The sequence below is a fragment of the Actinocatenispora comari genome, from assembly GCF_017312725.1.
In the GTDB taxonomy this organism is placed as follows: domain Bacteria; phylum Actinomycetota; class Actinomycetes; order Mycobacteriales; family Micromonosporaceae; genus Actinocatenispora; species Actinocatenispora comari.
On sequence record NZ_BOPO01000114.1, the window covers coordinates 1 to 22,004 of the forward strand.

Sequence of the window (22,004 nt, forward strand, 5' to 3'; positions counted from 1 at the left end):
GCCGGGCCGCCCAGTCGTCGCCGGGCAGCGCGGTGAGCACCGCCCGCGGCGCCCGCCCGTCGGCCAGCGCGCGCAGGAACGCGGGCCCCGCCGGGTACCCGCGCCAGCCGTCGCCGCCCGGCGGTGCCACCGGGCCCACCGGTACCGGCTCCGGCTTCGCCCGCTCCGCCCGGGCGTGCCGCGGCGGTACGGCCAGCCGGAGCACGTCGGCGAGCGTCCCGCCGTACCGGTCGGCGACGGCGCGGGCCAGCCGCACCACCTCGGGCGCGAGGATCGGGACGGCGGAGACGACGCGTTCCAGGAAGCCGAGCCGGCCGGTGAAGTCGGTGTCGGCGACCCGGGCCAGCACGAACCCGTCGGCGAGCTGCCCGCCGAACCGGACCCGGACCCGGCAGCCGGGCACCGCCGCCTCGGCCAGGTCGGCCGGCACCAGGTAGTCGAACGGCCGGTCCAGGTGCGCCAGTCCGACGTCGACGGCCACCTGCGCCACCGGCAGTTCGGCCGCCGCCGTCCTGGCCCGCGCCGGGCGTCGGGCCGGCACCCGGCGAGTCGCGGTACGGCTCGCGGACCGTTCCGGCCGGGCGGGCGCGCCGGGCAGCGGCAGCGTCGGGTCGTCGCTCACCCTGCAGTCCTACCTCGCCGACGTCGGTACGCCGACACGCACCGGGGCGTGTCCCGGCGCACTGCCGTGGACACGCCCCGGATCACGCGTGGCGCGGAGAAACCCGGGCGGACCGAGGCCCGCCGGGCCTTGCTTGCCGAGGCCCGGGCGGGCCTTACTTGGTGGCCGCGGACTTGAGCTCGTCGACTCGGTCGGTGTGCTCCCAGGTGAACTCTTCCAGCTCCCGGCCGAAGTGCCCGTACGCGGCGGTCTTCGAGTAGATCGGGCGAGCCAGGTCGAGGTCGCGGATGATCGCGGCCGGACGCAGGTCGAACACCTCGGCGACGGCCTTCTCGATCCGCTCTACCGGCACCGTGTTGGTACCGAAGGTCTCGATGAACAGGCTCACCGGCTGCGCCTTGCCGATCGCGTACGCAACCTGCGCCTCGCACCGGTCGGCGAGACCGGCGGCGACCACGTTCTTCGCCACCCAGCGCATCGCGTACGCCGCGGACCGGTCGACCTTGGACGGGTCCTTGCCGGAGAACGCGCCGCCGCCGTGCCGCGAGTAGCCGCCGTACGTGTCGACGATGATCTTGCGGCCGGTCAGGCCGGCGTCGCCCATCGGGCCACCGATCTCGAACCGCCCGGTCGGGTTGACCAGCAGCCGGTAGTCCTCCGACTCCAGGTCGAGCTCGGCCAGCACCGGGGTGATCACGTGCTCGCGCACGTCCGGGGTCAGCAGCGACTCCAGCGAGATGTCCGGCGCGTGCTGGCTGGAGACCACGACGGTGTCCAGGCGCACCGGGCGGAACCCGTCGTACTCGATGGTGACCTGCGTCTTGCCGTCCGGCCGCAGGTAGGGGATGGTGCCCTCGTGCCGGGCGGCGGACAGCCGGCGGGACAGCCGGTGCGCCAGCGCGATCGGCAGCGGCATCAGCTCGGGGGTCTCGGTGCACGCGAAGCCGAACATCATGCCCTGGTCGCCGGCACCCTGCTGGTCCAGCGAGTCGTCACTGGAGCCGGCCCGCGTCTCGTACGCGGTGTCGACGCCGACCGCGATGTCCGGCGACTGGGCGCCGATCGACACGCTCACGCCACACGAAGCCCCGTCGAACCCCTTCTTCGACGAGTCGTACCCGATCCGCAGGATCGTGTCGCGCACGATGCGCGGAATGTCGGCGTAGGCCTCCGTGGTGACCTCACCGGCCACGTGCACCTGGCCGGTGGTGATCAGAGTTTCCACCGCGACCCGGCTGCGCGGGTCCTGCGCGATCAGGGCGTCCAGAATCCCGTCGCTGATCTGGTCGGCGATCTTGTCCGGATGGCCTTCGGTGACCGACTCCGATGTGAACAAGCGGCGTGCCATCGTACTCCCCGGAGTGTGCGATTTGATGAACGGCGAGTCTAGCCGGACGACCTCGAGGTGAACTCGCGGGTGGCCACGCCGCAGGAACTGACCCCGAGACTACTCATGCCCGGCGCCCGGGCCCAGCACCCCGAGCCGGGAAACAACCAGGTCCAGCACCTCGTCGGCCAGTTCGACCTTGCTCATCTCGGTCAGATCGGTCCGACCACCGTCCGCGTCGAGCACCGTCGCGGCATTGGTGTCGGTACCGAACCCCTGGTCCGGGCCGACCTTGTTGGCCACGATCAGGTCGGCCCGCTTGCGGGCGAGCTTGCCGGCGGCGTTGTCGAGCAGGTCGTCGGTCTCGGCGGCGAACGCGACGAGCACCTGCCCCGGCCGCTTCGCCGCACCGAGCTCGGCCGCGATGTCGGGGTTGACCGCCAGTTCCAGCGGCGGCATGGTGCCGTCCGGGCTCTTCTTGATCTTGCTGGTGGCCGGGTGCGCCGGCCGGAAGTCCGCCGGGGCCGCCGCGAACACCATCGCGTCCGCGTCGGCGACGGCGAGCAGCGCCTGCCGCAGCTGCTCGGTGGTCTCGACCCGCACCAGGTCCGCCCCGGCCGGCGCGGGCAGCGTGACGTTCGCGGCCACCAGCGTCACCCGGGCGCCCCGGGCCAGCGCCGCGCGGGCGAACGCGTACCCCTGCTTGCCGCTGGACCGGTTGCCGACGAACCGGACCGGATCCAGGTACTCCCGGGTACCGCCGGCGCTGACCACCACGTGCCGCCCGGCCAGGTCGGCACGCTGCCCGTACCGGCCGGCGAGCACCGCCTCGACCACCTCGTACAGCGCGGCCGGGTCCGGCAGCCGGCCCTTGCCGGTGTCCGGGCCGGTCAGCCGGCCGACGTCGGGCTCGACCACGATCGCGCCGCGGGAGCGCAGCGTGGCGACGTTCGCCACGGTCGCCGGGTGCTGCCACATCTCGGTGTGCATCGCCGGCGCGAACACCACCGGACCGCGCGCGGCGAGCAGGGTGGCGGTGAGCAGGTCGTCGGCCCGCCCGGCCGCGGCCCGGGCGAGCAGGTCCGCGGTGGCCGGCGCGACGATCACCAGGTCGGCGCGCTGGCCGAGTTCGACGTGCTCCACCTCGGGTACGTCGTCGAACACGCCGGTGTGCACCGGCTGCCCGGACAGCGCCTCCCAGGTCGGCGCGCCCACGAACCGCAGCGCGGCCGGGGTCGGCACCACCCGGACCCGGTGGCCGGCCTCGGTGCACCGGCGCAGCAGCTCGCACGCCTTGTACGCGGCGATGCCGCCGGCGACGCCCAGCACGATGTTTCGGCTCATACCGCACACTCAACCGCACCGGCGCCGCCGCCGTCACCTCGACCGGGTGATCGGCGGATCCGGTCACAGCGGCGGACCGGCCCCGGACACGCCGACGGCGCCGCACCGACCGCCGGAGCGGTGGGACGCGACGCCGTGGAAGTGGTGCGACTCGCCGTCAGGCCTCGTTGGTGGGCTCGGCGGTGAGCAGACCGGCGTTGATCTCGCGAAGCGAGATCGACAGAGCCTTCTCCTGCGGGGTGGTCTCGACCAGCGGTCCGACGTACTCCAACAGGCCCTCGCCGAGCTGCGAGTAGTACGCGTTGATCTGGCGGGCGCGCTTGGCGCCGAAAATCACCAGGGCGTACTTCGACGGCGTCTTCTCGAGCAGCTCGTCGATCGGGGGGTTGGTGATGCCTTCGGGACTGGCCACGGTTCCGGACACGCGGATCGACCTCAATGCCTGCGATCGTTGGATGGGCGGCGACAGTGTCACATGTCGACCGATGCCGACGGGGCGGCGACTGACACCATGGTGAACGACCGATGGTAGCAACAGGTTGTGACCATCGGCGAGGCAACCGCGGGGCACCGTTCGCTTTCTGTGACCGAGGACACGAAGTGGTCGGTCAGGCGCGGTGCGTGGCCGATGCGGCCGGGTCCAGCAGCGCGACGAGTTCGTCGGCCGCCTGGTCGATCGAGTGGTTCACGATCGTGACGTCGAACTCCGGCTCCGCGGCGAGCTCCTCGCGGGCCAGCCGCAGCCGCCGCTGGATGGTCTGCTCGTCCTCGGTGCCGCGGCCGACCAGCCGGCGAACCAGCTCGTCCCAGCTCGGCGGGGCCAGGAACACCAGCCTGGCCGCCGGCATCGCGGCGCGGACCTGGCGGGCGCCCTGCAGGTCGATCTCCAGCAACGCCGGCAACCCGGCCGCCAGCCGCTGCTCCACCGGGCCGCGCGGGGTGCCGTAACAGTTGCCGGCGTACTCGGCCCATTCGAGCAGCTGACCCGCGGCCGCCATGCGGTCGAACTCGGCCCGGTCGACGAAGTGGTAGTGCCGGCCGTCAACCTCGCCGGGCCGCGGGGCGCGGGTGGTCACCGAGACCGACAGCCAGACGTCCGGGTATCGCTTCCGCACCCGCGCATACACGCTGCCCTTGCCGACCCCGGACGGACCGGACAGGACGGTGAGGCAGGCGGGATGCGGCGCGGCGGCGCGGTCAACGGTCATGCTTGTTTCTACCGAACATGCTCCAGGCACGTGCAGGGAACTCCCGCGCCAGTGGCATCCGGCGCGGCCCGCGGTGCCGGTCATCGAAACCGTTCTGATCGGGGAACTGCTCTGAGGGTGTGCCGGTCAACCGCACCGACACACCCTCAACCTACCTACTCGGCAGCGCTGAACTCGGCGAGCAGCGAGGAACGCTGGTGCTCGCCGAGGCCACGAAGCCGCCGGCTGTCCGCGATGTGCAGCCGCTCCATGATCTGGGCGGCGCGCACCTTGCCAATTCCGGGCAGCGCCTCGAGCACCGCCGACACCTTCAGCTTGCCGACGACCTCATCGGTGTCGGCCTGCTTGAGAACGTCGGCGAGGCTCGTGTCCCCCCGCTTGAGCTTGTCCTTCAGCTCAGCGCGGGCCTTGCGCGCGGCAGCCGCTTTCTCCAGCGCGGCAGCACGCTGCTCAGGGGTGAGCGACGGGAGCGGCACGAAGGTCTCCTTGGGTTGCGTGTGTGAAGAAACGAAACGGATGAACTACCAGCGCGGGAAACCTAGCGGGCAATCGCACCAGGAAGCAACGCCGGCACGCGTGAGCGGTACCCGCTAAATGGTGTCATCGATGTCACATTCTTGCGGAACAACTCACGCGCTCCGACCCAGCACGCTAGCGCAAGAGCGCCACACCGTGTCGGCGGAGGCACGCAACGCATCCACAGCTGGTCCGTTTTGGAGTATTTCACGGGAGTATGCGGGCAGGACCAGCGGCAATGCCGGACCGAACAGATCGGTCAGGTCAGCCGGCCGACCGCCCTGCGCGCCCAGTCCCGGCGCCAGCAACGGGCCGTTCACCTTCGCCAGATCGTGACCGATTCCGCCCGCTGCGGTCGCTCCGATCACCGCACCGAGCGACCCGAACGGGGTGGCCCCGGCATTGCGGGCGGCCAGCTCGGCCAGGATCGTGCCGGCCACCGTACGACCGTCCGCGGCCACCGCGCGCTGCACCCCGGCGCCCTCCGGGTTCGACGTCAGCGCCAGCACGAACACCCCCTTGCCGTGCTTCGCCGCCAGCTCGAACATCGGTTCCAGCGAACCGAACCCCAGGTACGGGCTGGCGGTCACCGCGTCGCCGGCCAGCGGGCTGGCCGGGTCGAGGTAGGCGTCCGCGTACGCGGCGACGGTCGAGCCGATGTCGCCGCGCTTGGCGTCCACCAGTACCAGCGCGCCGGCCGAGCGGGCCTCGGCGATCACCGTCTCCAGTACCGCGATGCCGCGGGAGCCGTGCCGCTCGAAGAACGCCGACTGCGGCTTGAGCACCGCGACGCGGTCGGCGAGCGCCTCGACCACGGTACGGGCGAACCGGTCCAGGCCGGCCGCGTCGTCGCCCAGGCCCCAGGCGGACAGCAGCCCGGGGTGCGGGTCGATGCCGACGCACAGCGCCGGCCGGGCGGCACCGGCCGCGGCCAGCCGGGCGGCGAACGAGGTCTGCGGATCGGTCATCGCGACTCCTGCCTGCTGTCCGCGGCCACCCGCGGTCGGTACACGGTCTGGCCGACCGCGCGGTTGATCTGGCGGACCAGCTGGGGCCCGCGGTAGATGAACCCGGTGTAGAGCTGCACCAGGCTCGCGCCGGCGTCCAGCATCCGCAGCGCGCCGTGCGGGTCGAGGATGCCGCCGACCCCGATGACGGGCAACCGGCCACCGGTCTGCCGGTGGACGAAGTCGACCAGCTGCACGGCACGCTCGTGCAGCGGCCGGCCGGACAGACCCCCGGTCTCGCCGCCGGCCGCGGTGTCCGCGCTGGCCAGGCCGTCGCGGGCCAGCGTCGTGTTGGTGGCGATGATGCCGGCCACCCCGGCGTCCGTGCAGACCTGCAGCAGCTCGGCCAGCGCCGGCTCGGTCAGGTCCGGCGCTACCTTCACCAGCAGCGGGCGGGGCGGCGCGTCGCCGGCCAGCGCCCGGGACTCCGCGGACAGCGCCGCGAGCAGCTCGGCCAGCGCGCCGGCGTCCTGCAGCGTGCGCAGGCCCGGGGTGTTCGGCGACGAGACGTTGATCGCGAAGTAGTCACCGTGCCGGTACAGGGTGCGCAGCGAGGCGAGGTAGTCGTCGACCGCGTCGGGCAGCGGCGTCACCTTCGACTTGCCGATGCTGATGCCCAGCGGTACCGGCAGCGGCCCCAGAGCGGCCAGCCGGGCCGCCAGGGCGGCCGCTCCGGCGTTGTTGAAGCCCATCCGGTTGATCAGGGCGTCCGAGGCCGTCAGCCGGAACAGGCGCGGTCTCGGGTTGCCGGGTTGCGGATGCCGGGTGACCGTGCCGACCTCGACGAACCCGAAGCCGAGCGCCGGCCAGGCCGGCAGCGCCACGCCGTCCTTGTCCAGCCCGGCGGCGAGACCCACCGGGTTCGGGAACCGAACGCCGAACGCCTGCACCGGCGCCGACCGGGCGTGCTTGCGGTACCGGGCGGTCGCGGCCCACAGCGCGGTGAGCCGGGCCGGCCCGCCGGCCAGCCCGGCCAACGCCCGCAGCGTCGCGGTGTGCGCCACCTCGGCGTCCCCGCCGCCCAGCCGGAACAGCGCCGGGCGCAGCAGCTGCCGGTACATCAGGCGCCGCGCCGGGCCGCGTGCAGCGCCTGCAGCGGCCGTACCGTCATCTCGCCGCGGATCAGCGCCTCGATGCCCATGATCGCCGCCGACGCACCCTGCACCGTGGTGATGCACGGGGTGTCGGTGGTGACCGCGGCGCTGCGGATCTCGTACCCGTCGGCGCGCGGTCCGGACCCGTGCGGCGTGTTGATCACCAGCGCCACGCCGCCGGACTCGATCAACTCGACGGCGTTGGGTCCGGCGTCGCCGGCCGGGTCCTCGAAGTGCTTGCGCACCACCCGGGTGGCGATGCCGTGCCGGCGCAGCACCTCCGCGGTACCGGCGGTCGCGACGATCTCGAAGCCGAGATCGGCGAGCCGCTTGACCGGGAAGATCAGCGCCCGCTTGTCCCGGTTGGCGGCCGAGACGAACACGGTGCCGGCGGTCGGCAGCGAGCCGTACACGGCGGCCTGCGACTTGGCGAACGCGTGGCCGAAGCTGGTGTCGATGCCCATCACCTCGCCGGTGGACTTCATCTCCGGCCCGAGCAGCGAGTCGACGCCGCGGCCCTCCAGCGTGCGGAACCGCTTGAACGGCAGTACCGCCTCCTTGACCGCGACCGGGGCGCCCGCCGGCAGCGTGGCGTTGTCGCCGGTGGCCGGCAGCAACCCCTCGACGCGCAGCTGCTCGATGGTGGCGCCGAGCATGATCCGGGCCGCCGCCTTCGCCAGCGACACGCCGGTCGCCTTGGACACGAACGGCACCGTGCGGCTGGCACGCGGGTTGGCCTCCAGCACGTACAGCCGGTCGTCCTTCAGCGCGTACTGCACGTTGAGCAGCCCGCGGACCCCCACCCCGTGCGCGATGGCCTCGGTGTAGCGGCGGACCTGCTCGATGTCGGAGGCGCCGAGGGTGATCGGCGGCAGCGCGCAGGACGAGTCGCCGGAGTGCACCCCGGCCTCCTCGATGTGCTCCATCACGCCGCCGAGGAACACCCGCTCGCCGTCGCACAGCGCGTCCACGTCGATCTCGATCGCGTCGTCGAGGAACCGGTCGACCAGCACCGGGTGCTCCGGCGAGGCCTCCGTCGCGCGGTCGATGTAGCCGCGCAGGGTGTCCTCGTCGTACACGATCTCCATGCCGCGCCCGCCCAGCACGTACGACGGGCGCACCAGCACCGGGTAGCCGATCTCGTCGGCGATCTCCTTCGCCTCCTCGAACGAGGTGGCCGTGCCGTACTGCGGGGCGGCGAGGCCGGCGTCGGTGAGCAGCTTGCCGAACAGGCCGCGGTCCTCGGCCGCGTCGATGCTCGCCGGGCTGGTACCGACCACCGGCACGCCGGCGTCCGCGAGCCGCCGGGCCAGCCCCAGCGGCGTCTGCCCGCCCAGCTGCACGATCACGCCGACCACGCCGGGGCCGCCGGCCGCCTTGCCGGACGAGTCCTCGGCGTGCACGACCTCCAGCACGTCCTCGAAGGTCAGCGGCTCGAAGTAGAGCCGGTCGGCGGTGTCGTAGTCGGTCGACACCGTCTCCGGGTTGCAGTTGACCATGACCGTCTCGTACCCGCCGTCGCCGGCGGCCGGATCGCGCAGCGCCATCACCGCGTGCACGCACGAGTAGTCGAACTCGATGCCCTGCCCGATCCGGTTCGGCCCGGAGCCGAGGATCAGCACCTTGGGCCGCGCCGACGGCGCCACCTCGGTCTCCGCGGCCGGATCGGTCTCGTACGCCGAGTAGTGGTAGGGCGTGGTGGCGGCGAACTCGGCCGCGCAGGTGTCGACGGTCTTGTACACCGGGCGCACGCCGAGGCGGTGCCGCAACCGGCGCACCCCGTCCTCGCCGGCGAGCTCCGGGCGCAGCGCGGCGAGCTGCCGGTCGGACAGCCCGGCCCGCTTGGCCCGGCGCAGCAGCGTCGCGTCCAGCACCGCCGCCTCGGTGATCTCGGCCCGCAGCTCGACCAGCGCGGCGACCTGGTCGACGAACCACGGGTCCATCCCGGACGCCTCGCACACCGCGGCCACGGTGGCGCCGGCGCGCAGGGCCCGCTCGACCGTGTACAGCCGACCGTCGTGCGGGGTGCGCAGCGCGGTCAGCAGCTCGTCCACCGTGGCGGGCGCGCCGTCCCGGGTCCAGAAGCCGGCGGCCTTGGTCTCCATCGACCGCATCGCCTTGTTCAGCGCCTCGCCGAAGCTGCGGCCCAGCGACATCGCCTCGCCGACCGACTTCATCGTGGTGGTCAGCTCCGGGTCGGCACCCGGGAACTTCTCGAACGTGAACCGCGGGATCTTGACGACCACGTAGTCCAGCGCCGGCTCGAACGCCGCCGGCGTCGCCTTCGTGATGTCGTTCGGGATCTCGTCCAGGGTGTAGCCGACGGCGAGCTTCGCGGCGATCTTCGCGATCGGGAACCCGGTCGCCTTCGACGCCAGCGCCGACGAGCGGGACACCCGCGGGTTCATCTCGATCACGATCATCCGGCCGTCGACCGGGTTGACCGCGAACTGAATGTTGCACCCGCCGGTGTCCACCCCGACCTTGCGCAGCACCGCGATCGCCAGGTCACGCATCTGCTGGTACTCGCGGTCGGTCAGCGTCATCGCCGGCGCCACGGTGACCGAGTCGCCGGTGTGCACGCCCATCGGGTCGACGTTCTCGATCGAGCAGACGACCACGACGTTGTCGTTGCGGTCGCGCATCAGCTCCAGCTCGTACTCCTTCCAGCCGAGTACGGACTCCTCGATCAGCACCTCGTGCGTCGGGCTGGCGGCCAGGCCCGCACCGGCGATGCGTTCCAGCTGGTCCGGGTCGTGCGCCATGCCGGAACCCAGCCCGCCCATGGTGAAGCTGGGCCGGATCACGACCGGCAGGCCGAGCTCGGCGACCGTGTCGCGCACCTCGGCCATCGTGTGACACACCGCGCTGCGCGGCACGTCCCCGCCGACCTCGCGGACCACCTGCTTGAACTTCTCCCGATCCTCGCCGCGCCCGATCGCCTCGATGTCCGCGCCGATCAGCTCGACCCCGTGCTTGACCAGGATGCCCTGCTCGTCCAGCGCGACCGCGGCGTTCAGCGCGGTCTGCCCGCCGAGGGTGGCGAGCAGCGCGTCGATCGGGTGCCCATTCGCCGCCTCGGTCGCGATCACCTGCTCGATGAACTCGGTGGTGATCGGCTCGACGTAGGTCGCGTCGGCGAACTCCGGGTCGGTCATGATCGTCGCCGGGTTCGAGTTCACCAGCGTGACCCGCAGCCCCTCGGCCTTCAGCACCCGGCACGCCTGGGTACCGGAGTAGTCGAACTCGCACGCCTGGCCGATCACGATCGGCCCGGAGCCGATCACCAGCACGTGTCCGATGTCGGTACGCCTAGGCATCCGCCGGCCCCCCTTGCGTTGCGGTGGCCGGTCGGGCCTGCCCCTCGATCAATGCGGTGAACCTGTCGAACAGGTAGTCGGCGTCGTGCGGACCGGCCGCCGCCTCCGGGTGGTACTGCACGGAGAACGCCGCGGTGCGCTCCCCGTCGGTGACCCGCAGCCCCTCGACCACGTCGTCGTTGAGGCACACGTGGCTGACCTCGACCCGGCCGTACTCGGTGTCGGTCGCCCGGTCGGCCGGCGCGTCCACGGCGAAACCGTGGTTGTGCGCGGTGACCTCGACCTTGCCGGTCGTCCGGTCCTGCACCGGCTGGTTGATGCCGTGGTGGCCGTAGCCGAGCTTGTAGGTGCCGAAGCCCAGCGCGCGGCCGAGGATCTGGTTGCCGAAGCAGATGCCGAAGATCGGCACCTTGCGGGCCAGCAGTGTCCGGGTCAGCTCGACCTGCTCGTCGGCGGTCGCCGGGTCGCCCGGCCCGTTGGACAGGAACACCGCGTCCGCGCCGGTGGCCAGCACGTCGTCGAGGCTGGCGGTGGCCGGCAGTACGTGCGTGGTGACGCCCCGGGCGGCCAACCGGCGCGGCGTGTTGCGCTTGATGCCCAGGTCCAGCGCCGCCACCGTGAACCGGTGCGTGCCCTCGGCGAGCACCGAGTACGGCTGCGGGGTGGTGACCTCGCCGACCAGGTTGGCGCCGACCATCGCGGGTGCGGTCCGCACCTTCGCCAGCAGCGCCGCCGGGTCGGTGTCCACGCTGGACACGCCGACCCGCATCGCGCCGCGTTCGCGCAGGTGCCGGGTCAGCGCCCGGGTGTCGATGCCGGCGATGCCGACGACACCCTGCTCGGCCAGCCGGTCGGCGAGCGAGCCGGTGGCCCGCCAGTTCGAGGCAATCCGGGCCGGGTCCCGGGCCACGTAGCCGGCCAACCACATCCGGCCGGACTCGTCGTCCTCGCCGTTCACCCCGGTGTTGCCGATGTGCGGCGCGGTCATCGTGACCACCTGGCCGCGGTACGACGGGTCGGTCAGCGTCTCCTGGTAGCCGGTCATGCCGGTGTTGAACACCGCCTCGCCGAACGTCTCACCGATCGCGCCGAACGCCTCGCCGGTGAAGGTGCGGCCGTCCTCCAGCACCAGGATCGCGGTCTTGCTCGTGCTCATCGACGTTCCTCCTTCGTCGTCACGTCGACGAGACACGACGCACGACGCCCGTGATTCGCTCGCTGGCGCTGGCTCACCGTTGCGCCTTCCCGTCCAGTACGGTCGGCGCACCGGCCAGGAACGTCGCCACCACGCGGCCGGGCAGGGTGCGCCCCGCGTACGGCGTGTTGCGGCTGCGCGAGGCGATCTCGCCGCCGTCCACCGTCACCCGGGCCGCCGGGTCGACCAGCGTCAGGTTCGCCGGTACACCGGGGGCCGGGTCGCGGCCGTGCCCGGCCAGGCCGGCGATGCGCGCCGGTCGGCGGCTCATCCGTTCCGCGACCCCGTCCCAGTCGAGCCGTGCCGGGCCGGGCTCGCCGCCACCGTCGAGCAGCGCGGGGTCGAGCATCGTGTGCAGCACCACCGGCAGTGCGGTCTGCAGGCCGAGCATGCCGGGCCGCGCGTACGGCCACTCGCACTCCTTGTCCTCGACCGTGTGCGGGGCATGGTCGGTGGCGACCACGTCGACCACCCCGTCGGCCAGCGCGGCGCGCAGCGCGGCCACGTCGGCGTCGGTGCGCAGCGGCGGGTTGACCTTGAACACCGGGTCGTAGCTCTCCGCCAGCGCGTCGGTCAGCAGCAGGTGGTGCGGGGTGACCTCGGCGGTCACCCGGATCCCGCGGGCCTTGGCCCAGCGCAGGATCTCCACGCTGCCGGCGGTGGACACGTGGCAGATGTGCAGCCGGGCGCCGACGTGCTCGGCCAGCAGCACGTCGCGGGCGATGATCGCCTCCTCGGCGACCGCCGGCCAGCCGGTCAGCCCCAGCCGGGCCGACCACTCGCCCTCGTGCATCTGCGCGCCGGCGGTCAGCCGCGGCTCCTCGGCGTGCTGGGCGATCACCCCGTCGAACGCCTTCACGTACTCCAGCGCGCGGCGCATCAGCCGCGGGTCGGACACGCAGTGGCCGTCGTCGGAGAAGATCCGCACCGCGGCGGCGGAGTCGGCCATCGCGCCCAGCTCGGCCAGCCGCTCGCCGGCGAGGCCCACGGTCACCGCGCCGATCGGCTGCACGTGCGCCAGCCCGGCGTCCCGGCCCAGCCGGTACACCTGCTCGACCACGCCGGCGGTGTCGGCGACCGGGTCGGTGTTGGCCATCGCGCAGACCGCGGTGTAGCCGCCCAGGGCCGCCGCGCGGGAGCCGGACTCGACGGTCTCGGCGTCCTCCCGGCCCGGCTCACGCAGGTGGGTGTGCAGGTCGACCAGGCCCGGCAGGGCGACCAGGCCGTCCGCGTCGATGCGGGTGGCACCGGGCGCGGACGCGCCGGGCGCCACCTCGGCGACCACGCCGTCGGTGATCACGATGTCGGTCTTGGCGGCGCCCAGGATCCGGGCACCGGTCAGCACGAAGCTGCTCACGACTTTCCCCCCAGCAGCAGGTAGAGCACGGCCATCCGGACGCTGACCCCGTTGGCCACCTGTTCGACGATCGTGGCCCGGGCCGAGTCGGCGACCTCCGGGGCGATCTCCATTCCGCGGTTCATCGGCCCCGGGTGCATCACGATCGCGTGCTCCGGCAGCCGCGCCGCCCGCGCCACGTCCAGGCCGTAGCGCCGGGCGTACTCCCGGGCCGACGGGAAGTACGAGTCGTTCATCCGTTCCCGCTGCACCCGCAGCATCATCACCACGTCGACGTCGCCCAGCACCGCGTCCAGGTCGTACGAGACCGCGCAGGGCCAGGCGCCGACCCCGACCGGCAGCAGCGTCGGCGGGCTGACCAGGGTGACCTTGGCACCGAGGGTGGCGAGCAGCAGCACGTTGGACCGGGCGACCCGGCTGTGCAGCACGTCACCCACGATCGCCACCCGCAGCCCCTCGAGAGTGCCGAGCCGGGACCGCATCGTGTACGCGTCGAGCAGCGCCTGGGTGGGGTGCTCGTGGGTGCCGTCGCCGGCGTTGACCACGCTGCCGTCCACCCACCGGGCCAGCCGGTGCGGCGCGCCGGACGCGGAGTGCCGGATCACCACCGCGTCGGCGCCCATCGCCTGCAGGGTCAGCGCGGTGTCCTTGAGCGACTCCCCCTTGGACACGCTGGAGCCCTTGGCGGAGAAGTTGATCACGTCGGCACTCAGCCGCTTCGCGGCCACCTCGAACGAGGTGCGGGTGCGGGTGGAGTCCTCGTAGAACAGGTTCACCACGGTGCGGCCGCGCAGCGTCGGCAGCTTCTTCACCTCGCGGCCGGCGACGGTGGCCATCTCGGTGGCGGTGTCGAGCACCAGGGTGGCGGTACTGCGGTCCAGGTCGGCCGCACTGAGCAGGTGGGTGATCATCGGCGCTCCCCTCCGGCAGCCGGGGCGGTGTCCTCGCTCGGGCCGGCGAGCAGCACCGCGTCGGCGCCGTCGACCTCGCGCAGCAGTACCCGGACGCTTTCGGCGAGCGAGGTGGGCAGGTTCTTGCCGACGTAGTCGGCGCGGATCGGCAGCTGCCGGTGGCCGCGGTCGACCAGCACCGCGAGCTGCACCTGGCTGGGCCGGCCGAGGTCGTTGAGCGCGTCCAGCGCGGCGCGCACGGTGCGACCGGAGAACAGCACGTCGTCGGCGAGGATGACCCGCTTACCGTCGATGCCGCCGGGCGGCAGGTCGGTCGGGCCGACCGCGCGGGTGCGCTGCAGCCGCAGGTCGTCGCGGTAGAGGGTGACGTCCAGGGTGCCGACCGGCACCTGCACGCCCTCGAAGGCGGCGATCCGGTCGGCCAGCCGGGCGGCGAGCGGGACGCCACGGGTCGGGATGCCCAGCAGTACCGTGTCGGTGGCGCCGCGGGTCTTCTCCAGGATCTGGTGGGCGATCCGGGCGGTGATGCGGGCGAGGTCCGATCCGGTCAGGATCGGCCGATGGTTTCCGGGATCGGCCGCTTCGGTGGACTTCAACCGGTTCGCGGCATCGTGATCCGGCCGGCCTTCGGGCAGGCCGGCGGGTGGTGCGGTCATGTTCCAGACTCCTTCCCCGCCTCACCGGACGGGCCTTAAAGGACGCCATACGCGCGCTCAACAGTACCAACACTCAAATTGACGCAAGTTTTCGGGTGACCAGCACTTGACCGACCGTCGCCCTTCCGAATACCGTCACGCTCCGTAGCGATTGCTGGGGAGAGACCTCGGCCATGTGAGTGGGAGTCAGCGCATGCCGTCTGAGTACGCGAAGTCCCTCGGCGCCCGACTGCGCGCCATCCGCCAACAGCAGGGGCTGTCCCTGCAGGGGGTGGAGGAGAAGTCGGGCGGCCGCTGGAAGGCAGTGGTGGTCGGTTCGTACGAGCGCGGGGACCGTGCGGTCACCGTGGCCCGGCTGGCCGAGCTGGCCGACTTCTACCGGGTTCCGGTAGCGGAGCTGCTGCCCGACGGTGGCGGCACCCGGCAGGAGTCCGCCGGCAAGATCGTCCTGGACCTCGAGCAGCTGTACGAGCACACCGCCGACGAGCTCGCGCCCGTCGCCCGGTACGCGCGGGCCATCCAGCAGCAGCGCGGTGACTACAACGGCCGCGTGCTGTCGATTCGGGCCGACGACCTGCGGGCGCTCGCGATCGTGTACGACACGTCGCCGTCCGGTCTGGTGGAGCGGTTCACCGAGCTGGGTGTGCTGGTCGCCGACCCGCGCGCGCTGTTCGGCGGCTGAGCCGTAGCGACCCGACGACAACGGCCCACCGGAGTCCCGGTGGGCCGTTTCGTCTGCCGCCGGTCAGTGCGGGTCGCCGCGCAGGGCCTCGGCGATGCTGCCGAGCAGGCCGTTGACGAACTTCGGCGACTCGTCCGTGGACAGCGCGGTGGCCAGCTCGACCGCCTCACTGATCGCCACCGCGTCGTCGATGTCGGCACGGTGCGCCAGCTCGAAGATCGCCACCCGGGCGATGTTGCGGTCCACCGCGGGCATCCGGGACAGCGACCAGCCCTGTGCGTACGTCGCGATCAGGTGGTCGATCTCCTCGGCGTGCTGCTGGTAGCCCTCCACCAGGGTCACCGTGTACTCCCGGACCGGCGGCTCGGCCCACTCGACCCGGCGGCGCAGCACCACCAGCGGGTCCTCGGCGCGCAGGTCCGCCTCGTACAGCACGTCGAGGGCGCGCTTGCGGGCCTTGGTGCGGGTCGACATGCCCGCGGGCGACGCCGGGCCGGATTCGGTCACCGTCGTCACGCTCAGACCCGGCCGAGGTAACGACCGTCGCGGGTGTCGACCTTGATCTTGTCGCCGATGTTGACGAACAGCGGCACCGGCACGCTCGCCCCGGTCGCGACCTCGGCCGGCTTGGTGCCGCCGGTGGAGCGGTCGCCCTGCATGCCCGGCTCGGTGTAGGTGACCTCGACCTCGATCGAGGTGGGCAGCTCGATGTAGAGCGCGGTGCCCTCGTGGAAGCCGATCGTGACCTCGGCGTTGTCCAGCAGGTACTTCGCGGCGTCGCCGACGGTGGCGCCGGGCACGTTGATCTGGTCGTAGCTCTCCGAGTCCATGAACACGAAGTCCTCACCGTCCGCGTACAGGTACTGCATCGTGCGCTTGTCGACGGTGGCGGTCTCGACCTTGGTGCCGGCGTTGAAGGTCTTGTCGACGACCTTGCCGTTGAGCACGTTCTTCAGCGTGGTACGCACGAACGCACCGCCCTTGCCGGGCTTGACGTGCTGGAACTCCACGACGGTCCACAGCTGCCCGTCCAGGTTGAGAACCAGGCCGTTCTTCAGGTCATTCGTGGTGGCCATACGCTTGAATGTCTCTTTCGTCTCGAATGCCGGGAACTCCGGCGTGATGATGGCGGCAGGCTGGGTACAGCAAACCCTGGGAAGTCTACCGAGCGGCTGGTGGCACGCCGCGGCCCCCGACTCGACCGTAACGGTCGATCGGGGCATGATCGCGACGGTGGATCGTAAGGAGGACGGATGACACAGCCGCAGGCGGCGTCCGACGAGCCCGGCAGAGCGGCCGGCAACGAGACCGGGCCGGTGCCGCCGGCCCGGATCCGGCGGACCGTGACCGCGCCGCCCGAGCTCGTCTGGCGTGCCTTCACCGACCCGAACGCGCTCGCGGCCTGGTTCTGGCCGCGCCGGCTCGCGCCCCGGGTCACCGCCGACGCCCGCAAGGGCGGCCGGTACCGCATCGTCGGGGCCGCCTCGCGCAGCATGACCACCGCCGTGGGCGGCGAGTACCTGCGGGTCGACGAGCCGGAGCTGCTGGAGTTCACCTGGTGCTGGGAGGGTGCCGAGGAGACGGCCACGGTCACGGTGCGCCTCGCCGCGGCCGACGACGGCACCGAGCTGGACGTCGAGCACGCCGGCTGCGTCGACGAGGAGGACCGGCAGGCCCAGGAGCGCGGCTGGCGCGACTGCCTGGACCGGCTGCCGGAGTGGCTCACCGCGGCCCGGCGCGCCGGCTGAGCCGCCGCGAGCGGGCGCAACCGGCACGGGGGGCGCCCGAGTACGTCAGGCCGGCCGGGCGGCGAGGTGACGCAGCGCGAGGCGGTAGCCGTCCAGGCCGAGCCCGCAGATCACCCCGGTCGCGATCGGCGAGATCAGCGAGGTGTGCCGGAACGCCTCCCGGGCGTGCACGTTCGACAGGTGCACCTCGATCAGCGGGCCGGTCAGCATCGCGCAGGCGTCCCGCACCGCGACCGAGTAGTGCGTCCAGGCGGCCGGGTTGAGGACCACCGCGGCACCGGCGTCGGCCGCCTCGTGCAGGAAGCCGAGCATCTCGTGCTCGGCGTCGGTCTGCCGTACGGTCACCGACAGCCCCAGCTCGGCGCCGGTGGCCTCGCAGGCGGCGACCAGCGCCGCGTAGGTCTGCGAGCCGTACACGTCGGGTTCCCGGTGCCCGAGCCGCCCGAGGTTGGGCCCGTTCAACACGTCGACCCGCCGGGCCGCCGCGCTCACCGGCGCACCTGCCTGATCACCAGCCGAGTCGCGTTCACTGCTCCCCCTCCGGTACGCAGACGTCCAGGTAGGTTGCCCGCAGCTCGGGCTCGGACAGGTCGGCGACCACGGTCGGCTCGGCCAGCCCGGCCAACAGCACGAACCGCAGCGTCGTGCCCTGTGCCTTCTTGTCCAGCCGCATCGCCGGCAGCAGCGCGTCGAACGCGTCCGCCCGGTACCGGGTGGGCAGCCCCACCGACGACAGCACCGCGGCGTGCCGGTCGGCGGTGGCGGCGTCCAGCAGGCCGCGACGCCGAGCCAGCTGCGCCGCGTACACCAGGCCGACCGAGACCGCGTGGCCGTGCCGCCACCGGTACCCCTCGTGCCGTTCGATGGCATGGCCGAGCGTGTGCCCGTAGTTGAGGACGATGCGCCGGCCGGACTCGCGCAGGTCCTCGCCGACCACGTCCGCCTTGACCCGCACGGACCGTTCGACCAGCTCGCGCAGCACCGGACCGGCCGGGTCGGTGGCCGCCGCCGGATCGGCCTCGATCAGCTCCAGGATCCGCGGATCGGCGATGAAACCGCACTTGACCACCTCGGCCATGCCGCCGGTCAGCTCCTCCGTGTCGAGGGTGGCCAGGGTGGCGAGGTCGCACAGCACGGCGGCGGGCGGGTGGAAGGCGCCGACCAGGTTCTTGCCGGCGGCGGTGTTCACCCCGGTCTTGCCGCCGATCGCGGCATCGACCATGCCCAGCAGGCTGGTCGGTACCTGCACCAGCCGCACCCCGCGCAGCCAGCAGGCGGCGACGAACCCGGCCAGGTCGGTCACCGCTCCCCCGCCCACGCCCACCACCGCGTCGGTACGGGTGAAGCCGGCGCGGCCCAGCTGCGCCCAGCACTGCTCGGCGACCGCGACGCTCTTGCCGTGCTCGGCGTCGGGCACCTCCAGCCGCAGCGGCTTGCGCCCGGCCGCGGCGAGCACCTCGCACAGCCGGTCCACCAGGCCGGACAGCGGCGGCGCGTGCACCAGCGCGACCTGCGCGGCGTCGGGCAGCGTCTCCGGCAGCGCGTCGAGCAGGTCGGTGCCGACCAGCACCTCGTACGGCGCGGGGCCGGCCACCTTGATCCGGGTGGTCGGCGTGGTCATGACTGCGCCCGCAGGTCGTCCAGGGCGGCCAGGACCGTCTCGGTGACCTGCTCGGGGTCGATGCGGTCGGTGGGTACCACCACGTCGGCGACCTCCTCGTAGAGCGGGCGACGCTCGGCGAGCAGCTGCCGCATCGTCGCGCGGGGGTTGATGGCGAGCAGCGGCCGGGCGGCCGACAGCCCGGTGCGTTTCGCGGCGTCCGGCAGCTCGACCGACAGGAACACCACCAGGTGGGCGAGCAGCAGTGCGCGGGTGGCCTCGGCCAGGACCGCCCCGCCACCGAGCGCGAGCACCCCGCGTCGGGTGGCGAGCGCCTCGGCGACCGCGGCGCGTTCCAGCGCCCGGAAGTGGTCCTCGCCGTCGTCGACGAAGATGTCCGAGATCGGTTTGCCGGCGGTGCGCTCGATCTGCTCGTCGGTGTCGGCGAACTCGACCCCGAGCCGGGCGGCGAGCAGCCGGCCCACCGTGGTCTTGCCCGCGCCGGGCGCGCCGACCAGCACGCACACCGGCCGGTCGACGCCGGGTACGCCGGACTGGCCGGGGTCGGTGGCTGCGGCGGGATCCACCGGGGTCACGAGATCACCAGCTCCTTCCGGTACGCGTCGAGGTTACGGCGCAGCTCGGTCACCGAGTCGCCGCCGAACTTCTCCACCGCGGCGTCGGCCAGCACCAGCGCCACCATCGCCTCGGCGACCACCGCACCGGCCGGTACCGCGCACACGTCGGAGCGCTGGTTGATCGCGGTGGCCGGCTCGCCGGTGGCCACGTCGACGGTGGACAGCGCCCGGTTGAGCGACGAGATCGGCTTGAGCGCGGCGCGCACCCGCAGCGGCTCGCCGATCGACATGCCGCCCTCGACGCCGCCGGCCCGGTTGGTACGCCGGCGCACCCCGTCGGCGGTCGGGTCCATCTCGTCGTGCGCGACCGAGCCACGGCTGCGCGCCTGGGTGAACCCGTCACCGACCTCGACGCCCTTGACCGCCTGGATCGACATCAGCGCGGCGGCCAGGCGGGCGTCCAAGCGGCGGTCCCACTGCACGTGGCTGCCCAGCCCCGGGGGCAGCCCGTACGCGACGACCTCGACGATGCCGCCGAGCGTGTCGGCGTCCTTGCGGGCCGCGTCGACCTCAGCCACCATCGCCGCGGACGCGTCGGCATCCAGGCAGCGCATCGGGTCGGCGTCGATCGCGGCGGCGTCGTCCGGGGTGGGCAGCCGGTCGGCGGGTGCGGCCACGGCGCCGATCTCCACCACGTGCGACACCAGCCGTACGCCCAGGGCCTGGTCCAGCAGCGCCTTCGCGACGGTACCCAGCGCCACCCGGGCGGCGGTCTCCCGGGCGCTGGCGCGTTCCAGGATCGGCCGGGCGTCGGTGTGCCCGTACTTCTGCATGCCGGCGAGGTCGGCGTGGCCGGGGCGGGGCCGGCTCAGCGGCGCGTTGCGCGCCTGCCCGGCGAGCTCCGCCTCGTCCACCGGGTCGGCGCTCATCACCTGCTGCCACTTGGGCCACTCGGTGTTCCCGACCCGGACGGCGAAGGGGCTGCCCAGGGTGCGCCCGTGCCGCAGCCCGCCGATCACCTCCACGGCGTCCTGTTCGAACTTCATCCGCGCGCCCCGGCCGTACCCCAGACGGCGGCGGGCCAGCTCGGACGCGATTTCGGCACTGGTCAGCTCGACCCCGGCCGGCACCCCCTCCAGGATGCCGACCAGCGCGGGCCCGTGCGATTCCCCGGCAGTCAACCAACGCAACACAACCAGAGAGTCTGTCACGGACCGCGGTCGTACCGGTGACCAGAGGCGCACGGTCCCGCAGGGCGGGCCGCCGGTGGCAGCCGGGGTACCACGACCGGGCGGCTCCCGCGGTCCGGACGCGGTCGCTGTCGGGGTCAGAACGCCAGATATCCGGCGGCGAGCCAGTCGCCGGCCAGTACCGCGGTCAGCGCGCCGGCCAGCATCGCCGGGCCGAACGGGATCCGGGTCCGCAGTCCGGCCCGGCGGGAGGCGAGCAGCACCAGCGCGTACCCGCCGCCGTAGCCGAACCCGAGGACCACCCCCACCGCCAGCGTCGACCAGGACAGCCAGCCCAGCGCCAGGCCCAGCAGTCCGGCGAGCTTCACGTCACCGAAACCGAGCTGCGAACCGGGCGCCAGGCACAGCAGCAGGTACAGGCCGGCCGCGGCGAGAGCGCCGACCCCGGCCCGGGCCAGCTCCGCCCACCCCGGCCCGCCGTCGATCGCGCTGGCCACCGCGAGCAGCGCCGCGACCACCGGGTACGCGGGCAGGGTGATGGCGTCGGGCAGCCGGCGCAGATCGGCGTCGATGACGCACAGCAGCACCCCGGCGGCGGCGAGCACCAGGAACGCGGGCAGCCCGTAACGCCGGACAGGGTCGGGGACCAGCCCCACCGCGACGCCGCCGAACGCCACCGCGGTCAGCACGCACACCACCACGGTGCGCCGGCCGCCGGCGGCCACTCCGGGCAGCCGGGCCGCGGTGGCGGCCAGCGCGGGGCCGACCGCGGCCCCCGCGGCGGCGCAGCCCAGCGCGGCCAGCGAGACGGTGAGCATCCGGCCGCCTCAGCCGGCCCCGGACGACAGCGCGGCGCGCATCGCCTCGGCCGGCGCGGGCACGCCGGTGAACTGCTCGAACTGGCGCACGGCCTGGGCGAGCAGCAACTCCAGCCCGCCAAGGACCTGGGCGCCGGCGGCGGTGGCGGCGCCGGCCAACGCGGTCGGCCACGGCGAGTACAGCACGTCGAAGACGGTAGCCTCGCGCCGCCACCGTACGGTCGGCGCGAACGCGTCGGCGGCGCCCGCCGGCAGCGTGGACAGCACCACGTCGGCGCGTCCGGCCGGACCCGGGTCGGTGAACTCGGCGTGCGCCAGCGCCAGGCCCAGCGCCTCGGCGGCGGGGCGCAGTTCGGCCACCGCGGCCGAGCGGCGGGCGTACACGGTGACGGTGGCGGCACCGAGCCTCGCCGCGGCGTAGAGGCCGGCCCGGGCGGTGCCACCGGCGCCGAGGATCGCGACCCGCTCCGCGGCGACGGTGCCGCCCCGGGCGAGCGCGTCGACCAGCCCGGGCGCGTCGGTGTTGTCGGCCCGGCGCACGCCGCCGGCCAGGACCAGCGTGTTGGCCGCGCCGAGCAGCCGCGCGGTGTCGGTCACCTCGTCGGCGATCGCCAACGCGACCTGTTTGAGCGGCATGGTCAGCGACAGGCCGGCCCACTCGGGTCCGAGGCCGGCGACGAACCCGGCGAGCTCGTCGGCCTCGACCCGGTGCGCGTCGTAGCCCCAGTCGGCCAGCCCGGCGGCGGCGTAGCCGGCGTTGTGGATCACCGGCGACAGCGAGTGCGCGACCGGGCTGCCCAGCACCGCAGCGCGGTGCCGAATGCCCTGCAC

23 protein-coding genes are annotated in these 22,004 nt (G+C 73.2%); 2 read left to right on the forward strand and 21 right to left on the reverse strand.

All coding sequences use genetic code 11. From position 1 onward, the window contains the following. From NUM_RS27630 to pyrR, 13 genes are all read right to left on the reverse strand, one after another. The coding region (locus tag NUM_RS27630; protein WP_459076866.1) for a primosomal protein N' family DNA-binding protein at positions 1-481 on the reverse strand (481 nt) is incomplete at its 3' end. Positions 482-776: 295 nt separating this feature from the next. Beyond that, positions 777-1,970 carry a methionine adenosyltransferase gene (metK, locus tag NUM_RS27635; protein WP_207127884.1) on the reverse strand — a complete coding sequence of 398 codons (1,194 nt, stop codon included), beginning with the start codon at positions 1,968-1,970 and terminating at the stop codon, positions 777-779. A 99-nt stretch (positions 1,971-2,069) separates the two neighbouring features. After that, positions 2,070-3,293 carry a bifunctional phosphopantothenoylcysteine decarboxylase/phosphopantothenate--cysteine ligase CoaBC gene (gene coaBC, locus NUM_RS27640; RefSeq protein ID WP_207127885.1) on the reverse strand — a complete coding sequence of 408 codons (1,224 nt, stop codon included), beginning with the start codon at positions 3,291-3,293 and terminating at the stop codon, positions 2,070-2,072. Between the two features lie 157 nt (positions 3,294-3,450). Next, entirely contained in the window at positions 3,451-3,717 is a 267-nt protein-coding gene (gene rpoZ / locus NUM_RS27645) for a DNA-directed RNA polymerase subunit omega (RefSeq protein ID WP_030447318.1), read from the reverse strand. 184 nt (positions 3,718-3,901) lie between these two features. Then, positions 3,902-4,501, reverse strand: coding sequence for a guanylate kinase (gmk, locus tag NUM_RS27650; protein WP_207127886.1), 600 nt, complete (start codon positions 4,499-4,501; stop codon positions 3,902-3,904). Positions 4,502-4,656: 155 nt separating this feature from the next. Next, positions 4,657-4,977 carry an integration host factor, actinobacterial type gene (gene mihF / locus NUM_RS27655; RefSeq protein ID WP_203961865.1) on the reverse strand — a complete coding sequence of 107 codons (321 nt, stop codon included), beginning with the start codon at positions 4,975-4,977 and terminating at the stop codon, positions 4,657-4,659. A gap of 153 nt (positions 4,978-5,130) precedes the next feature. Further along, positions 5,131-5,985, reverse strand: a complete 855-nt coding sequence (pyrF, locus tag NUM_RS27660) for an orotidine-5'-phosphate decarboxylase (RefSeq protein ID WP_207127887.1) — start codon at positions 5,983-5,985, stop codon at positions 5,131-5,133. After that, positions 5,982-7,085 carry a quinone-dependent dihydroorotate dehydrogenase gene (locus tag NUM_RS27665; RefSeq protein WP_370467072.1) on the reverse strand — a complete coding sequence of 368 codons (1,104 nt, stop codon included), beginning with the start codon at positions 7,083-7,085 and terminating at the stop codon, positions 5,982-5,984. Before NUM_RS27665 ends, pyrF begins: the two co-directional genes overlap by 4 nt. Then, complete coding sequence (carB, locus tag NUM_RS27670; RefSeq protein WP_207127888.1) at positions 7,085-10,438, reverse strand: carbamoyl-phosphate synthase large subunit; 3,354 nt, start codon at positions 10,436-10,438, stop codon at positions 7,085-7,087. Before carB ends, NUM_RS27665 begins: the two co-directional genes overlap by 1 nt. Next, positions 10,431-11,594, reverse strand: a complete 1,164-nt coding sequence (gene carA, locus NUM_RS27675; protein WP_207127889.1) for a glutamine-hydrolyzing carbamoyl-phosphate synthase small subunit — start codon at positions 11,592-11,594, stop codon at positions 10,431-10,433. The genes carB and carA overlap by 8 nt, the downstream gene beginning before the upstream one ends. A gap of 73 nt (positions 11,595-11,667) precedes the next feature. Continuing rightward, the gene (locus NUM_RS27680; RefSeq protein WP_207127890.1) at positions 11,668-12,990 is read right to left on the reverse strand and encodes a dihydroorotase; all 1,323 of its coding nucleotides are present in this window, start codon (positions 12,988-12,990) and stop codon (positions 11,668-11,670) included. Beyond that, a complete protein-coding gene (locus NUM_RS27685) occupies positions 12,987-13,901 on the reverse strand; it encodes an aspartate carbamoyltransferase catalytic subunit (protein ID WP_207127891.1) in 915 nt (304 codons plus the stop codon). Before NUM_RS27685 ends, NUM_RS27680 begins: the two co-directional genes overlap by 4 nt. After that, entirely contained in the window at positions 13,898-14,557 is a 660-nt protein-coding gene (gene pyrR, locus NUM_RS27690) for a bifunctional pyr operon transcriptional regulator/uracil phosphoribosyltransferase PyrR (RefSeq protein WP_207127892.1), read from the reverse strand. The genes NUM_RS27685 and pyrR overlap by 4 nt, the downstream gene beginning before the upstream one ends. A gap of 193 nt (positions 14,558-14,750) precedes the next feature. On the opposite strand from pyrR, the gene bldD reads away from it, so the two are divergent. Beyond that, positions 14,751-15,239: a transcriptional regulator BldD gene (gene bldD / locus NUM_RS27695; protein ID WP_030447328.1), complete on the forward strand. Its 489-nt coding sequence runs from the start codon at positions 14,751-14,753 to the stop codon at positions 15,237-15,239. Between the two features lie 63 nt (positions 15,240-15,302). Here bldD and nusB read toward each other — a convergent pair whose 3' ends face one another. Then, entirely contained in the window at positions 15,303-15,713 is a 411-nt protein-coding gene (nusB, locus tag NUM_RS27700) for a transcription antitermination factor NusB (protein WP_207127912.1), read from the reverse strand. Positions 15,714-15,757: 44 nt separating this feature from the next. Continuing rightward, a complete protein-coding gene (gene efp, locus NUM_RS27705) occupies positions 15,758-16,315 on the reverse strand; it encodes an elongation factor P (RefSeq protein ID WP_207127893.1) in 558 nt (185 codons plus the stop codon). 177 nt (positions 16,316-16,492) lie between these two features. Between efp and NUM_RS27710 the strand changes: the two genes are divergently transcribed. Further along, positions 16,493-16,987, forward strand: a complete 495-nt coding sequence (locus NUM_RS27710) for an SRPBCC family protein (RefSeq protein WP_207127894.1) — start codon at positions 16,493-16,495, stop codon at positions 16,985-16,987. A 45-nt stretch (positions 16,988-17,032) separates the two neighbouring features. On the opposite strand, the gene aroQ is transcribed toward NUM_RS27710, so the two are convergent. From aroQ to NUM_RS27740, 6 genes are all read right to left on the reverse strand, one after another. After that, positions 17,033-17,479, reverse strand: a complete 447-nt coding sequence (aroQ, locus tag NUM_RS27715; protein ID WP_207127895.1) for a type II 3-dehydroquinate dehydratase — start codon at positions 17,477-17,479, stop codon at positions 17,033-17,035. Positions 17,480-17,513: 34 nt separating this feature from the next. Further along, positions 17,514-18,608: a 3-dehydroquinate synthase gene (gene aroB, locus NUM_RS27720; protein WP_207127896.1), complete on the reverse strand. Its 1,095-nt coding sequence runs from the start codon at positions 18,606-18,608 to the stop codon at positions 17,514-17,516. After that, positions 18,605-19,174: a shikimate kinase gene (locus NUM_RS27725; RefSeq protein ID WP_225918901.1), complete on the reverse strand. Its 570-nt coding sequence runs from the start codon at positions 19,172-19,174 to the stop codon at positions 18,605-18,607. The genes aroB and NUM_RS27725 overlap by 4 nt, the downstream gene beginning before the upstream one ends. A 5-nt stretch (positions 19,175-19,179) precedes the next feature. Further along, the gene (aroC, locus tag NUM_RS27730; protein WP_207127897.1) at positions 19,180-20,358 is read right to left on the reverse strand and encodes a chorismate synthase; all 1,179 of its coding nucleotides are present in this window, start codon (positions 20,356-20,358) and stop codon (positions 19,180-19,182) included. Positions 20,359-20,492: 134 nt separating this feature from the next. Then, positions 20,493-21,173 (reverse strand): prepilin peptidase, encoded by a 681-nt coding sequence (locus NUM_RS27735; protein WP_207127898.1) that lies wholly within the window; start codon positions 21,171-21,173, stop codon positions 20,493-20,495. 9 nt (positions 21,174-21,182) lie between these two features. Continuing rightward, positions 21,183-22,004, reverse strand: coding sequence for a shikimate dehydrogenase (locus NUM_RS27740; protein ID WP_207127914.1), 822 nt, complete (start codon positions 22,002-22,004; stop codon positions 21,183-21,185).